This is a genomic window from Streptomyces sp. NPDC057136 (assembly GCF_042670885.1).
Taxonomy (GTDB): domain Bacteria; phylum Actinomycetota; class Actinomycetes; order Streptomycetales; family Streptomycetaceae; genus Streptomyces.
Genome location: NZ_JBHUUV010000004.1, coordinates 1 through 15157, shown reverse-complemented (window position 1 = coordinate 15157; position 15157 = coordinate 1). Strand labels below are relative to the sequence as shown.

8 protein-coding genes and 1 pseudogene are annotated in these 15157 nt (G+C 68.8%); 4 read left to right on the top strand and 5 right to left on the bottom strand.

The genetic code is table 11. The features are described 5' to 3' along the window. The first annotated feature begins 11 nt into the window (after positions 1-11). On the top strand, positions 12-731 hold the full coding sequence (locus ACFT7S_RS06280) for a spermidine synthase (RefSeq protein WP_382727722.1): 720 nt from the start codon (positions 12-14) through the stop codon (positions 729-731). A 698-nt stretch (positions 732-1429) separates the two neighbouring features. Here ACFT7S_RS06280 and ACFT7S_RS06275 read toward each other — a convergent pair. Further along, a complete protein-coding gene (locus tag ACFT7S_RS06275; protein WP_382727720.1) occupies positions 1430-1966 on the bottom strand; it encodes a hypothetical protein in 537 nt (178 codons plus the stop codon). Between the two features lie 430 nt (positions 1967-2396). Between ACFT7S_RS06275 and ACFT7S_RS06270 the strand changes: the two genes are divergently transcribed. Next, positions 2397-2789: a carboxymuconolactone decarboxylase family protein gene (locus ACFT7S_RS06270; RefSeq protein WP_382727717.1), complete on the top strand. Its 393-nt coding sequence runs from the start codon at positions 2397-2399 to the stop codon at positions 2787-2789. 46 nt (positions 2790-2835) lie between these two features. On the opposite strand, the gene ACFT7S_RS06265 is transcribed toward ACFT7S_RS06270, so the two are convergent. After that, a complete protein-coding gene (locus ACFT7S_RS06265) occupies positions 2836-3177 on the bottom strand; it encodes a hypothetical protein (protein WP_382727715.1) in 342 nt (113 codons plus the stop codon). 514 nt (positions 3178-3691) lie between these two features. Between ACFT7S_RS06265 and ACFT7S_RS06260 the strand changes: the two genes are divergently transcribed. Continuing rightward, complete coding sequence (locus ACFT7S_RS06260; protein ID WP_382727712.1) at positions 3692-6124, top strand: SpoIIE family protein phosphatase; 2433 nt, start codon at positions 3692-3694, stop codon at positions 6122-6124. Positions 6125-6266: 142 nt separating this feature from the next. Here the strand turns inward: ACFT7S_RS06260 and ACFT7S_RS06255 are convergent. The 3 genes and pseudogenes from ACFT7S_RS06255 to ACFT7S_RS06245 all read right to left on the bottom strand — a co-directional run. Then, positions 6267-6392 (bottom strand): annotated as a pseudogene (locus ACFT7S_RS06255) (class I SAM-dependent methyltransferase); the annotation flags it as partial. An 89-nt stretch (positions 6393-6481) separates the two neighbouring features. Continuing rightward, positions 6482-7900 carry a family 43 glycosylhydrolase gene (locus ACFT7S_RS06250; protein ID WP_382728517.1) on the bottom strand — a complete coding sequence of 473 codons (1419 nt, stop codon included), beginning with the start codon at positions 7898-7900 and terminating at the stop codon, positions 6482-6484. 50 nt (positions 7901-7950) lie between these two features. After that, positions 7951-9405, bottom strand: a complete 1455-nt coding sequence (locus ACFT7S_RS06245) for a family 43 glycosylhydrolase (RefSeq protein WP_382728515.1) — start codon at positions 9403-9405, stop codon at positions 7951-7953. A gap of 486 nt (positions 9406-9891) precedes the next feature. Between ACFT7S_RS06245 and ACFT7S_RS06240 the strand changes: the two genes are divergently transcribed. After that, positions 9892-15102 (top strand): family 43 glycosylhydrolase, encoded by a 5211-nt coding sequence (locus tag ACFT7S_RS06240; protein WP_382727709.1) that lies wholly within the window; start codon positions 9892-9894, stop codon positions 15100-15102. Positions 15103-15157: the final 55 nt, after the last annotated feature.

Here is a 15157-nt window from a genome sequence, read left to right as displayed (position 1 = left end):
AAGGTGAACAGATGAGCGTGCGTTTCCAGGAGATCGACTGGCGCTCGACACCCATGGGTGACATCAGCCTGCGACGTCGGAGGGACCCGGCATCGGGCGTCGATGTGCACGAGGTGAAGCTCGGTGACGAGTTTCTCATGTCCAGCCTCTTCACGGCGGGCGAGATCGCACTCACCCGGCTCGGTCTGGCCAAGGCGACGGGTGGCGAACTGGACGTCGTGGTGGGCGGGCTCGGCCTCGGATACACCGCCCGGGCGGCCCTGGACGACCCACGCGTGCGGTCGCTCGTCGTGCTCGACGCTCTCGCCGAAGTGATCGAGTGGCACGAGCGGGGACTGGTGCCGCTGGGCAGTGGCCTGGCGTCCGATCCCCGCTGCCGCATGGTCCACGGCGATTTCTTCGCGATGGTCGCAGATTCCTGCCTGGATCCGCAGGAGCCGGACCGCCGGTTCGACGCGATCCTGCTGGACGTCGACCACTCGCCGCGCCATGTGCTGCATCCGCGGCACGCGGCGCTTTACCGCCCCGCCGGACTGCGGGCCCTTGCCGGCTGCCTCCGCCCTGGCGGCGTCTTCGCCCTGTGGTCGAACGACCCTCCGGACAAGGAGTTCATCGCTGCGCTCGGGGACGTCTTCCCCGGAGCCGAAGCCCACGTCGTGGAATTCGACAACACGCTGCAGGGCGGGACCGCGACCAACACCGTCTACGTGGCGGCAACGGGCCGAGCATGACGTAGGGCTTCGGCCTCGAGCGTCCCGCTCGCAGAGCGGATCGAGGTGAGAACGCAGCACCACCTCCGCCACATGCGGGGTGCGTCGGCCGACCAGGACGCTGGTTGGCCGACCATTGCCTCTGTCGGAGGCCGCAGCGGAGTCTCCGAGCTCAACTGGCACACCCCTGTTCGATTCATTGGAGCAGCGCTTCCTGAACACCGGGGGTGTGCTGAACTAAGTGGCCGCGCAGTACATGGCTTCGGCTCCGGGATGCACCAGGAGCTCGGCCTCATCACCCCAGACCGACTGTGCGCATCAACCGCAACATCCCGCCGACAACGCGGGCGACAGCAAAATGGGCCACGCGACCCTGCTGACCTGTGAAGCCCTCGCGGCTCGTTCGAGCCGGATGTGACGGCTGGCGCCGCTATCCAGCCGATCGCAAGCCACCGTGCGTCGGGTCGTCCAACGGCTGCGGCCACTGTTGGCGATCGAGTCGGCGACGCGGCCTGTTGCGCGGTGAAACGGCTGTGGATCGAGCGCCTCGCCCGTTACGTCGGGATTTTGAAGCGTCCTCATCGTGTCCGACCGATCTGCGGTCCGGGTGAAGACGAAGCGACGTAGGTTGTCGACGCTGGCAGTGGCGGGACAGGAAGGGTGCCCATGGATCAAGGACTCGCGGCCTTTCTCGCCGACATGGCACCCTGACCGCCTGCCTACTTGATCAGGGCATTCGCGATAATGATCACTAGGCCGATCAGCATGTCCATGCCCCCTGCGCGGCACGAGGACGGCCATCCGTGCCCGGCGGTGCGGGCGGCGCCGGCGCCCCAGCCGAACAAGGCGACGGTGTTGAACAGCAGGGCCGCGTCCACAGCCGTGGCCTCTGCCCACCACCCGGCTACCGCGGCAAGCAGTATCCCCACCGTGGGCAGCACGGCGGCGACCAGTGGCCACTCGGCGAGCACCAACCGCAGTCTGCTGGTGGTAGCTGCCCTGTCGGCGGACGCACGCTGGGCGATGACGTGCGCATACCCATGGGCGGCGCCCGACGCCAGCGCGGTGAGCAGTACCCACAGCGCGTCCCGACCGGGATCGGCCTTCTCGCCCGTCGCGTCCAGCGCGGCCACCAAGGCGCTGGCCAGCACCAGTCCGTAGATGCCGCTGAACAGCGACTGCTCCGGCGGCCGGTGCCGCAAGATCCACCTTGGTACGACGCTCTCGGGGCGGACGTGGTTGGCGCGGTCGGGCATCGCATCGCCTCGGTGCGGGAAGAGGGCTGGGTCCGCACATGCTCACCCGCGTGGCGTCAGGGAACACGACGCCACGCGCTGCTCGCATGGTTGTTGTGCCATAAGTTGTGCCATAAGGGGGGCTCACGAGGAGCAGAACGCCGCGATCGCGGCCTACCTCCGCTGGCGCAACGCCCGCGCCGAACCGAAGACCAGCTTCGCCCAAGACTCACCCATCCGTCAGTGGACGCAATACCCGGCCCAAGCGACGTGACAAGCGGTTACGCGACGAGCAGGAGCACGCTGATCGCCAGCATCGCCACGGCGGTGGTCCCATGGATGCCGTAAACGTTCGCCCTGGGCCCGTTGCTGCGCAGTCGCAGCAGTGACCAGTGCTCTCTAAGGTGGGATATGGGGCATCCGATCGGCTGGGCTGAGAGGAGTGGTCATCATGGCCGGCCGAAGCCGAAGCGAAGTCGAGTCGGAGATCAAGGAAACGCTGGGACTGGTTCCCCACTTCTTCTCCGCGATCCCCGACGACCTGCTGGACTACGAGTGGGAGATCTTCAAGAGGATCGAGCTCGGCGAGACACTCATTCCGAACAAGTACAAGGAACTGATCGGGGTCGCTCTGCACTCCGAGACGAAGTGCCGTTACTGCACGCTCTTCCACACGGAGGCCGCGAAGCTGTTCGGGGCCACGGACGAAGAGATCCAGGAAGCCGTCCACTACGCGAAGAACAGCCTCGGCTGGAGCGCCTACCTCAACGGCATGCGTGAGGACTACGACGAGTTCGCGCAGGAACTCGGGCAGATCAAGGAATACTTGGCGTCGAAGGGCTGACCATGCAACTCGAGTGGGCTCGGCCCGGTGTCCTGCGCGCGACTGCTCACGCCTTCGAATTCGCGGCGCTTGTGGCCGCAGCCCGATTCGTGGCCGAGTCCACCCCGTCCGAAATCCCCGGAGAGGCGCTGGACCAACTTCGGCGGATTCTGGACGAATACGATGCGCAGACAGCGCGGCTACGTGACGAGGCGGCGCCTCCCTCCGACGTCGTGTGATCGGCGATCAGCAGCGCGAATCCGAGCACACCATCGGCCACGGCCGTCCGGGCCGCGCCCAGGACCATGGGAGCGGCGTCGAGGTCGATACCGGCCGCGGTGAGCTTGTCCAGGGACGTCATACGCAGCAGGTTCAGCCGTGCCGCGATCTGGTCGATCACCCGCAGCATCTCTGTGTCGTGCCGTTCGGTGCGTACCGAACGCAGGCCCGCCGCAGCCGGGATGCCGGTGTACTCCTGCAGCGGCCGGGCTGACCAGCGGCCACGCCACCCGCGCCGTCCTCGAAGCCGTCGGCCACATGCCCGCCTGCAGATGGCCATCGGCGCCGTCCTCCCCGGCGGCGTCATCAGTTGCGTCGGCGTTCCCCAGCACAAGGACGCGCCCTTCGGCTTCGCCAGCCTCCGCCGCCCGAATGTCACCCTCACGAGCAGACCCTCGAGGGATATCGGGCCGCGGGTTGCTCCTCGTCGCCCGGTTCGCCAACCGGTGGGGGACGCGCTATACCGACGACGGCAAGGCCATCCGGACGGAACAGACACTGGCGGCCGCCCCGCCACGGACAGCCCACCGGGTGCGTGAATACGCCGCTCGGGAGCATCCTGAGGTGTGACCTGGTACGGCGCGACGAGACACGCTCCACTCAGCGAGAGCGGGGCCGTGTCGGCGCGGCCGAACGACGGCCGTATGCCGGACGAGCTGTCCCTGGTGCTCGCACAGGCCGTGGTGAGCGCGATCGAGTCCGCCGGAGGATACGCGGGCGGCGTCTACCTGCGCTCCGAAACACCGGGACTGCTGCGCCTCGCGGTGCTCGCAGGGCTGCCCATCCCACTGTTCCGCCCGTGGTGGCGCATGCATGTGAACCGGCCCTTTCCGGTGGCCGTGGCCTTCTCCACCGGGCAGCCCGTGTACCTCGGCGACGCCGAGGAGGCCATGCGCAAGTTTCCGCAACTGATGGCCGGCCTGCCGTTCCCCTTCGGCTCGCTGTACGTGCCCGTCGTCAGCGGTCACGAGAAGGTCGGGGTCCTGGTCGTGCTGCGCCCCGCCACCCCCGGAAAACCGGTCGGGTCCGCCGACCGCCGCAGGTTGCAGCACGTCGCTCAGCGGCTCGGCGGCGCCCTCGAAGAGCTGGCATCCGACGGAACGCCGGCCCGGTGGGAAGACGATCCGGTTCCCGTCCAGCTGCCCGTGGCCACCGCGCCACCGGTACGGATCGGTCACTTCGACTGGGACCTCGACAGCGGTGCCGTCACCGCGGACGAAGATCTGTGCGCGATCCTCGGTACGCAGCCCGCTGACTTCCCCGGCACCATCGACGCGCTGGCGGCGCAGCTGGTGCCGGAGGACGTGTACGGACTGTGGACGCTGGCCCGACAGGCTATGGGGTCGGGAACAGCGGTCGTCCGCAGAATGCGGCTCCAAGGACCCGACGGCCGGTCGCACCTGCTGGAGCTCTCGGGGCGCTTGGCCCACCCGCCCGGCGACGGCACGGCAAGCCACCTGAACGGATTCCTGGTGGATCTCGGTGCAGAGCCGGTCTTCCCCGAGGCAGCCGACCGGCTGCCTCGCGCGATCTTCTCGCTCGACCGGCTCGGACGGATCACCTACGTCAACCATCTGGCGGAGGCACTCCTCGGCATTGCCCGGGCGGACCTGGTCGGACGCGTCCTGTGGGAGGCCCTGCCATGGTTCGGCCACCCCGCCTACGAGGACCACCACCGGGCGGCCCTGCTCTCCGTCGAACCCGTCCACTTCCTCGCCCGGCGCACCACGAAGGAATGGCTGTCCGTTTCCCTGTACCCGGGCAACGACGGGGTGACAGCCACGCTCACCGCCACGGACCAGCCGGCCTACGCCCCGGGATCAGTCGTCACCCCGGGTGTCGGGCTCGGATCTCCGGCCGACCGGTCCTCCGCGCTGTACCGGCCCGTCGCTCTGGCCATCGCGCTGACTGAGGCGGTCACCGCCCGCCAGGTGTCCGCCGTGGTCACGGAGGAGCTGCTGCCCGCTTTCGGAGGCAGACAGCTGGCGATCTACCTGCTGCACGAGCGACATCTCTACCTGGCGTGGGAGACCGGCTTCCCGAAAGGCTTCCTGGACCCCTTCGACGGCGTCGGCCTCGACGCCCGCCTTCCCGGCGTGGAGACACTCACCTCCGGCCGCCCCATCTTCTTCGAGTCCATGAAACGCCTGGCCGCCGCCTATCCAGGCATCGCCATGGAGACCGACGTCGGCGCCCGGGCCTTCCTGCCACTCATCGCCTCCGGGCGGCCCGTCGGCTCGTGCATCCTCGGCTTCGACCAGCCGAGGGGCTTCACCCCCGAGGAACGCACGGTCCTCACGGCCCTCGCCGGACTCATCGCCCAGGCCCTCCAACGCGCCCAGCGCTACGACACCGAGGCTGCCCTGGCCCGCGGCCTGCAGGACGCCCTGCTCCCGAACCGGCTGCCCGAAGTCGAATACGTCGACACCGCCGGGCGCTACCTCTCCGGCACCCAGGGCATGGACGTCGGCGGCGATTGGTACGACGTCATCGAGACCGGCCGGGGCCTCGCCCTGGTCATCGGGGACGTCCAGGGCCACGGCGTCGCGGCTGCCGCGACCATGGGCCAACTACGCAGCGCCGTACGCGCCTTCGCCCTGAGCGGCCATGATCCGCAGGAGGTGATGAGCGGCACCAACCGGCTGCTCATCGACCTCGACCCCGGCCAGTTCGCCAGCTGCTGCTACATCGTCCTCGACCCCGAGACCGGCTTCACACAGGCCGTACGGGCCGGGCACCCGCAGCCCGTGCTGCGCCACCCCGACGGCACGGCCGAGGTCCTGGACCTCTCCGGCGGTGTCGTGCTCGGAGTCGACGCAACGGCTTCGTACCCGGTCACCGACCTACGGCTCGAACCGGGCGCGATCCTGGCCCTGTTCACCGACGGACTGGTCGAGCAGGCGGGAACCGATATCGACCTGGGTATCGAGCGGCTCCGCAGCACGATCGCCGAAGCCGGATCGGCGTCACTGGCCGACACGGCTGACCATGTGATCGGGGAGGCGAGACAGGCAGCCGACCGGCCCGACGACATCGCACTCCTGCTCGCCGCCCGCTGGTCGCAGAGCCCGGAGTGAACAGGCCCGGGCGATGAGACGTGGTGTCAGCCGCCTGACGCGGTGGCGCGTTGGACGTGTTTGCCGCGAACGGCGAGGATCGGAACGACCAGTCGCGGGAGCGATCAGTCGGCCGTGAGCTGGAACGCGCCGGAGGCCCTGAGCCGGTGCCGGAGGCCAGGTCGAGGACCGACTTGCCGCGCACGTCCCCGACCATGGTCAGGCAGCTGGGCACCTCACCGTACTGCGCCAGCGGCAGGGCCTTGAAGCCCTCGAACGCCTCACCGATCTCGTCAACAACCGCCCGTCAGAAGCAACACCGAACTCATTGATGAGATGTCGGCCGCTCCCGATCGGGAGCGGCCGGCATGGCGTTTCCTACTGGGCGTAGAACGTCGCGTCCGCCTTTGCGGTCGTCGTCTCCGCGGGCTGCGTCACGAGCAGGCCTTCGTAGTGACGGAGGTAGCGCCCGGGGAAGTTGTACGACTCGAAGGAGACTCCGGCAGCCGTGTCGGCCAGGCCCGGGCGGCGGTGGAAGCTGGCGTCGTTCTTGAAGGTCGTACTGCTGTCGTTCTTCTCGACCCACACCTCGTGGTTCTTGTGGCGGAGGTAGTAGCCGGGGAAATTGGCCGATTCGAGGGAGACGGTGCCGGTACCGGCGAGGCCGGTGACGACGCGGAACTGCGAGTCCGCCAGGTTGGTGACGTTCGCTTCCAGCTTGGCGCGGAATTCCCAGTGCCGGATGTACCGGTCGGGGAAGTTGAAGGAGGAGAAGCGGACGGGGGTGGCTCCGTCGGCGACCGGAATGCCGAAGTTCGGGGTGCCGTCGGCGTTCCAGTAGAGCTTCTGGTAGCGGGTGCGGCGGTTGGGGTCGTTGAGCGGGTCGCCGCTGATGTCCTTGTAGTTGCGGTCGTGGTAGACGAGGATGTCCGACTTCCCGTCCTCGGACGTGGTGAAGGTGTTGTGCCCGGGGCCGTACTGGCCGGTCGCGGCGTTGCTGGTGAAGACCGGGTTCGGGTTCTTGGTCCAGGAGGCCGGGTTCATCAGGTCGGCGCCGGCGGCCGCGGTCAGCAGGCCCAGGCAGTAGTTGCTGTCGGTGGCGCTGGCGGAGAAGCTCATGAAGACCTTGCCGCCCCGCTGGATGACCGCCGGGCCCTCATTGACCGTGTGGCCGACCGTCTCCCACGCGTGGGTCGGCCGGGAGATCATCACCGGACTGCCGCTGATCGTCCAGGGGTTGGACATCCTGGCCAGGTAGATGTTGGTTCCGGCGCCGACGGCCGGATCGTTCTGCGCCCAGGAAAGGTAGCGGGTCGAGCCGACGACGAAGGTGGTGGCGTCGAGGGAGAAGGTGTCGAGCGGCAGGGCGATGCGGCCCTTCTCGGTCCAGGTACCCGTCAGCGGGTTGGCCGCGCCGGTCTCCAGGACGTACGGCCGGATCTTCCAGATGTCGCTGGTGGACCCGGCGGCGAAGTAGACGTACCACTTGCCGTCGATGAAGTGGATCTCCGGCGCCCAGATGTGCGCGCCCATCTCACCGCTCGCGTGCTTGCTCCAGATGGTGGTCTCGGAGGCGGTGGACAGCCCCTGGAGGGTGGTGGCCCGCCGCATGACGATCCGGTCGTACGCGGGGACGGTCGCGGTGAAGTAGTAGTAGCCGTCCGTGTGCTTGAAGATGTGCGGATCGGCGCGCTGTTCGGCGACCGGATTGGTGAAGGTCACCGCCGGTGAGGCGGGGGCGGCCGCGTGTGCGGGCGTTCCCGTGGTCAGCACGGCCAGTGCGGCGAACAGAGCCATGATCACCCTTGTGATGTCGCGTCTCACTGTCTTCCTCTCCCTCACGGCCGTCATGCCGTCGGCTTGAGCTGCCACTGCTGGCAGGCGTTGTTCAGCCAGGTCCACTGCCGTACGTCACTGCCGTTCGCCGTACCGCAGTCCGCGACGTCGGCTACCTTGCCGCTGTTCTCGTTGACGATCCGTACGTAGTCACCCGAGGCCGTGTGCACGAGCCGGAACTTCTGGCAGTTGTTGTTCAGCCACGACCACTGCCTCAGATCGGCGCCGTCGGCGGTGGAACAGTCGGCCGTGTCCATGACCTTGCCGGTCGCGACGTTGACGAGCCGGCTGGTGTCGTTGCCGAGGTCCTCGATCCGCCACTTCTGGTTGGCGCCGCCGCCGCAGGTCCACTGCGCGATGTTGATGCCGTCCGCGGTGCTGCCGCCCGCGACGTCCAGGCACTTGCCGCTGTTCCGGTTCACCAGCGTGTACGCCGTCGGCGTGACCGCCGTCTCTCCGGACGGGCCGGGCAGGGTGGCGCCCAGGGCGACCGGGGCGCCGAAGTCCGGGGTGCCGTCGGCGTTCCAGGTGAACTTCTGGGCACGCGTGGTGCGGCCGTTGTCGCAGCCGTCGGAGGCCGAGTCGTTGGCGTGGTAGACGATCCAGTTCTCGGTGCCGTCGGGCGAGGTGAAGAAGCCGTTGTGGCCGGGGCCGTAGACCCCCGCGGAGTCGTTCCGCGAGAAGACGGGCGTGGACTTCTTGGTCCACGAGGAGGCCAGCAGCGGGTTGCTGCCGGTCAGTTCCAGCTGGCCGAGCTTGTAGTCCGGCCCCCAGCAGGCGCTCGCGGAGTAGACGACGAACGTCTTGCCGTTGCGGTAGAGCGGCTCGGGTCCTTCGTTGACCGTGCCGCCCTGGGTCTCCCAGCTCAGGGTGGGGCTGGAGATGACGGTGAAGGTGGAGCCGCTGACCGTGTACGGGTTGCTCATCGGGGCGATGACCAGGCTCTGCTTGCTGCCGTCGATGGAACCGCTGCCGAGCAGGTACAGCTTGCCGCCGTGCCGCAGCACGCTGGCGTCGATGAGCCAGCCGCCGGGGCTGAGGTTCGATCCGGTGAGCTGGTTCTTGTAGGTGTACGGGCCCATGGGATCGCTGCCGGCACTCTCCAGGACGTAGGTGCGCTGGGAGTCGCAGCAGGCGACACCGCTCTGCCCCGCGGAGTAGTAGAGGTACCAGCGGCCGTCGACGAAGTGCAGTTCGGGCGCCCAGAAGTTGGTGTTGCGGGTGGAGGTGGTGTCGCTCCACACCTGGACGCTGGGGGCCGTCGACAGACCGGCCAGGGTGGGCGACTTCCGCATGGTCAGCACGCCGGTGAAGGACGTGGTGACCAGGTAGTAGTGGCCGTTGTAGTACTCCAGCCAGGGGTCGGCGCCCTTCGCCGACTTGACGGGGTTCGTGTACGGCCGCCCCTCGGCGGCCGCGGCCGGCTGCGTGGCGACCGGGGAGAGCATCACGAGCAGCGCTGCCATGAAGGTGAACCAGTAGCGGGTGCGGAACAAGGCGAGTCCCTTTCGACAGCTGGCAGCTGACAGCCACCGGCTACAATTTGTTCGAAATACCGGACAACGTACGTAACTTCGACCAGAACATAGGCACGCGACCTGTACGCGTCAACGGTTCCGACAGCTTTGGTTCCGGCGGGATCACTCACCGGTCGACTTCGTCCGACGCGTCGAACGAAGCGTCAATTCGGTCGTCACCTGCGGTTTTTGGCGAAATCCGCGACACGTCGTCCGACCCGTCGTGCATTTCCCTCCGCCTCTTGACGCTGCACTCCGCGCCGATTGACACTCGCGCAACGCGACGTCACACAGCCGAAACGGCAGGGCACCCGCCACCGGCGCCCTGCCGTCCCCTTTCCCGTTCGCCAGCTCGCCGGTTCGCCAGTTCGCCGACTTTCCGGCTCCGCCCCCGATTCCCCCTTCAGCCCCCTGCCCGCAAGGGAATTTGAAACGATGCAGCTCGCACGACCACACAGCCGCGCGCAACGGTGGGCCGGTCATCTCGCCGGACTCACCGCCGCGTCGATCCTTCTGAGCGTCGTCGGCCCCGCCGCCCCCGCCCACGCGGCGGAGCGCGCCGACATCACCGAGGGCCTGGCCCTCTGGTACAAGCTCGACGCCCCCTCCGGCACCGCGGGCACCACCGTGACCGACGCCTCCGGCAACGGCCGCGACGGTACGGTCAACGGCACCGCAGCCTGGTCCGGTACCGGTGAGGGGCTGGGCTTCAACGGCTCCGACACCTTCGTCGAGGTGCCGGACAACGTCCTGAGCGGCATGGCCGCGATCACCGTCTCGATGGACGTACGGATCGACGCGGCCCAGGCCACCCCCTACTTCCTCTACGGCTTCGGCAACACCAGTGGCACCGCCGGCAACGGCTACCTCTTCACGACAGGCGACACCTTCCGTACCTCCCTCGCCTCCGGCAACTGGTCGACGGAGCAGACCACCCAGCCCTCCCCGGGGCACCCCCTGGCCCGCTCCGTCTGGAAGCACGTCACCTACACGCAGACCGGCTCCACGGGCGTGCTCTACGAGGACGGCGTGGAGGTGGCCCGCAACACGGCCCTCACCCTCACCCCCGGTTCCATCGGCTCCGGGATCACCACCGCCAACCACATCGGCAAATCGGTGTACCCCGGCGACAAGCTCTTCAAGGGCCGCATGCGCGAATTCCGGGTGTACGACCGCGCGCTGGCCGGCCCGGAGGTCGAGCAGCTCGCCCTTCCCGTCGCTACCAAGGGCGTCGCCGACGACAAGGCCGCTCTCACTCTCGGCGACACCAGCGGCATCGTCGCCGACCTGACGCTGCCGGCCTCCGGTACGGCAGGCGGCTCCACGATCACCTGGGCGAGCGACGCGCCCTCCGTGGTGTCGGCCACCGGCGCCGTGACACGCCCAGCCGCCGGTGAGCCGGCCGGCCACGCGCGGCTCACCGCGACGCTGAGAAAGGGAACAGTGACCGACACCGAGACCTTCGACATCACGGTCCCCGCCGCGTTCGACGACGCCACCGCCACCGCGGAGGCGGCCAAGGCGCTGACCGTCCACGACCTCGACGACGTACGCGGCAACCTCGTGCTCCCCACAAGCGGCGCGTACGGCACACACGTCACCTGGTCTTCGGCGAAGCCGGCCGTCGTCTCCGCCGACGGTGTGGTCCACCGCCCCGCGCACGGTGCCGGCGGCACCACCGTCCAGCTGACCGCGACCGTCACCAGGGGCGACGCCAGGGCGACGCGCGTCCTGACCGCCCAGGTCCCCGAACTCCCCGCCCGGGAAGCCCTGAAGGGCTACATGTTCAGCTACTTCACCGGCGAGGGCACCGCCGACGGCGAGCAGCTCTACACAGCGCTCAGCAAGGGCAACGACCCGCTGCACTGGCGGGAGTTGAACGACGGCAAGCCCGTCCTGACCTCCACGCTCGGCGAGAAGGGCCTGCGCGACCCGTTCATCATCCGCTCCCCCGAGGGCGACAAGTTCTACCAGATAGCCACCGACCTGCGGATCTACGGCAACGGCAACTGGGACGCCGCCCAGCGCACCGGCAGCAAGTCCATCATGGTCTGGGAGTCCACCGACCTCGTCCACTGGACCGACCAACGCCTCGTCAAGGTCTCCCCCGACGCGGCGGGCAACACCTGGGCGCCGGAAGCCTTCTACGACGAGAAGCTCGGCTCGTACGTGGTCTTCTGGGCATCGAAACTATACGCCGACGCCGAGCACTCCGGCGACACGTACAACCGCATGATGTACGCCACCACCCGCGACTTCCGCACCTTCAGCGAGCCCAAGGTCTGGATCGACCGCGGCTACTCGGTCATCGACTCGACGATGATCCAGCACGACGGCCAGTACCACCGCTTCTCCAAGGACGAGCGGAACAACACCTCCTCCACCCCTTACAGCAAGTTCGTCTTCGCGGAGAAGAGCGACTCGATCCTCGATCCCTCCTACGACTTCGTCGCCGAGGGCATCGGCAAGGGGGCGATGAGCGCCGCCGAGGGACCGCTGGTCTTCAAGTCCAACACCGAGGAGAAGTGGCACCTCTTCCTCGACGAGTTCGGCGGCCGCGGCTACATCCCGTTCGAGTCGACGGACCTCGCCTCCGGCGTCTGGACCCCGTCCACCGGCTACGACCTTCCCGCCAAGCCCCGCCACGGCACGGTCCTTCCGGTGACGCAGAGCGAGTACGACCGGCTGCTCCGCGCCTACCAGCCGGACCAGCTCGTCGAGTCCGTCGAGGCCGTCTCCGTGACGACGGCCGTCGGTGACGCCCCGGTGCTGCCCGGAACCGTGATCGCCGCGTACGCCGACGGCGTCGAGCGCCCCGTCTCCGTGGTCTGGGACGCCGTCCCGGCCTCGGCGTACGCCCGTGCCGGGACGTTCACGGTGGCGGGCAGCCTGCCCGACGGCGCCGCGTTGAAGGTCAACGCCCAGGTCACCGTCTCGGCGGAGGGCCCCGAGGTCCCCGCCGACCTGCTCCTGCGCTACGCCTTCGACGAGACCGACGGCAGCATAGCCCGTGACTCCAGCGGCCACGGCTTCCACGGCACGTACGTCCGTACGCCCGGCTTCGGCACCGGCGTCGACGGAGGATCCTTCAGGATGTCCGGCGGTACCGCCGCATCCACCACCGCCCCGTACGTGCGAATCCCGAACGGCGTCCTGAAGGGAGCCGACAGCGTCACCGTCTCCACCCACATCAAGTGGAAGGGCGGGGACAACTCCCAGTGGCTCTTCGGCCTGGGTCCCGACAGCAACAAATACCTCTTCGCCTCACCCTCCAACGGCGGCGGCAAGCTGTTCTCGGCGATCACCAAAGCCACCTGGTCGGGCGAGAAGCAGCTGACGGCAGGCTCCCCGCTCACCGCGGGCCGGTGGCAGCACGTCACCGTCACCGTGGACGGGGCGGCCGGGACCGCGGTCCTCTACGTGGACGGCGTCGAGACCGCCCGGGCGACGGGCGTCACCGTCAAGCCGTCCGAACTCTACGACGCCTCCAAGGGCTACTCCGGCCACATCGGCAAGTCCCTCTACTCCCCCGACCCGTACTTCGGCGGCGAGGTCGACGACTTCCGGATCTACAACCGGGCCCTGTCGGCCGCCGAGGTCCTGGCCCTCAGCGGCAACACCACCGGCGTCGCGGCGGCGACCCATCCGGCGCTGAAGGTCGACGCCCTCGTCGACAACACGGTCGGCCGGGTCACCCTCCCGCTGACCGAGGGCAGCGATCTCACCTCCCTGGCACCGGAGTTCACCCTCGCCCACGGCGCCTCCATCAGCCCCGCCTCCGGCACCCTGCACGACTTCACCGCGCCCGTGACGTACGAAGTCACGGGCTCCGACAGGAAGAAGCGCGCCTGGACGGTCGAGGCCCTCGAGATGAGAAGCCCGGTCCTGCCGGGGCTCACCGCCGACCCGAACATCGTGAGGTTCGGCGACACCTTCTACCTCTACCCGACGACCGACGGCTTCCCGGGCTGGAGCGGCACCCGGTTCACGGCGTACTCCTCCACCGACCTGGTCCACTGGAAGGACCACGGCGTCGTCCTCGACCTGGGCCCGGACGTCACCTGGGCCGACGGCCGGGCCTGGGCACCGGCCGTCGAGGAGCGGAACGGAAAGTACTACTTCTACTTCTGCGCCGACACGAACATCGGCGTGGCGGTCTCCGACTCGCCCACCGGCCCCTTCAAGGACGCCCTCGGCAAGCCACTGATCAAAGCCGGCCAGTACCCGGGCCAGATGATCGACCCGGCGGTCCTCACCGACGACGACGGCCGTTCGTACCTCTACTGGGGCAACGGCAGGGCGTATGCCGTCCCGCTCGACGACGACATGGTCTCCTTCGACGCGTCGAAGGTCACGGACATGACGCCCAACGGCTACAACGAGGCCACCTTCGTCATCAAGCGCGGGGCAACCTACTACTTCATGTGGTCGGAGAACGACACCCGGGACGAGAACTACCGGGTCGCCTACGCCACCGGCTCCTCGCCCACGGGCCCCTGGACCGAGCGGGGCGTGATCCTGGAGAAGCGGCCGGGCCTCGGCATCAAGGGACCGGGCCACCACTCGGTCGTCCAGGTGCCGAACACCGACGACTGGTACATCGCCTACCACCGCTTCGCCGTCCCGGGCGGTGACGGCACCCATCGCGAAACCACCGTCGACAGGCTGGAGTTCGACTCCGAGGGCCTGATCAGGAAGGTCGTCCCGACCCTCTCCGGCATCGAGCCGGTCACCATCGTCCGCGCCGGTCCGGACGTCCGGGGCACCGAGGGCGGCGCGATCCCCGTCTCCGGCACCCTCTCGGGGGCCGGCGGCGCGAAGTGGACGGTGGAGGACGGAGCGCCCTGCGTCGTCGCCGACCCCGACACCGTCCGGACCTCGGTCACCTGCGCCGACGACGGTACGTACGAGCTGAAGCTGACCGGTGGCCGCGGCAGCGACACACTCACCGTGAGCGTGGACAACGCGGACCCGGTGATCACCTCGGCCACGGGGCCGACCGCGCCGGTTCCGGCCGGCCGGAGCACGGCCGTCACCGCGCACCTCTCCGACGCGGGCTCCGGGGACACACAGAGCTGCCGGGTCGACTGGAAGGACGGCACGGACCCGGCTCCCGGCACGGTCACCGGCTCCGTCTGCGAAGCGCACCACACGTACACCGCGGCCGGCATCCACCGTCCGGTGATCACGGTCACCGACGACGACGGCGCCTCCGTCAGCACCCGGCTGCCCGAGCTGATCGTCCACGACCGTGCGGCGGGCCCCGCCGCCGGCCACGGCGTCATCGCCTCCCCGGCCGGGGCCTACCGCGCCGAGCCCGGCCTGTCCGGGACCGCGGCCTTCTCCTTCGCCGCCCAGTACAAGAAGGGCGCCACCGTTCCCTCGGGTGAGGCGGGCTTCCTCTTCGGGGCCGGCAAGCTGAAGTTCCGTTCCACCTCGTCGGACTGGCTGGTGGTCACGGGTGCCGAAGCCCACTACCAGGGCTCCGGCACGGTCAACGGCACGGGCGGCTACGCCTTCCGTATCACCGTCACCGACGCCCCGGACACCTTCCGCATCAGGATCTGGAAGAAGTCCACGGGAGACGTGCTCTACGACAACGCGACCGGCACCGGCACAAAGGGCATCACGCTCGGCACCTCCTGAGGTTCCCGGTCCGGGAGGGAGCGACTGTGGCCTGCTCGACGCGCATGTCGAGCAG

Bases quoted from the DNA above. Each gene is read 5' to 3' on its own strand.
- ACFT7S_RS06240 (WP_382727709.1), top strand. From the start codon at position 9,892: ATGCAGCTCGCACGACCACACAGCCGCGCGCAACGGTGGGCCGGTCAT.
- ACFT7S_RS06280 (WP_382727722.1), top strand. From the start codon at position 12: ATGAGCGTGCGTTTCCAGGAGATCGACTGGCGCTCGACACCCATGGGT.
- ACFT7S_RS06260 (WP_382727712.1), top strand. From the start codon at position 3,692: ATGCCGGACGAGCTGTCCCTGGTGCTCGCACAGGCCGTGGTGAGCGCG.
- ACFT7S_RS06250 (WP_382728517.1), bottom strand. From the start codon at position 7,900: ATGGCTCTGTTCGCCGCACTGGCCGTGCTGACCACGGGAACGCCCGCA.
- ACFT7S_RS06275 (WP_382727720.1), bottom strand. From the start codon at position 1,966: ATGCCCGACCGCGCCAACCACGTCCGCCCCGAGAGCGTCGTACCAAGG.
- ACFT7S_RS06245 (WP_382728515.1), bottom strand. From the start codon at position 9,405: ATGGCAGCGCTGCTCGTGATGCTCTCCCCGGTCGCCACGCAGCCGGCC.
- ACFT7S_RS06270 (WP_382727717.1), top strand. From the start codon at position 2,397: ATGGCCGGCCGAAGCCGAAGCGAAGTCGAGTCGGAGATCAAGGAAACG.
- ACFT7S_RS06265 (WP_382727715.1), bottom strand. From the start codon at position 3,177: ATGCTGCGGGTGATCGACCAGATCGCGGCACGGCTGAACCTGCTGCGT.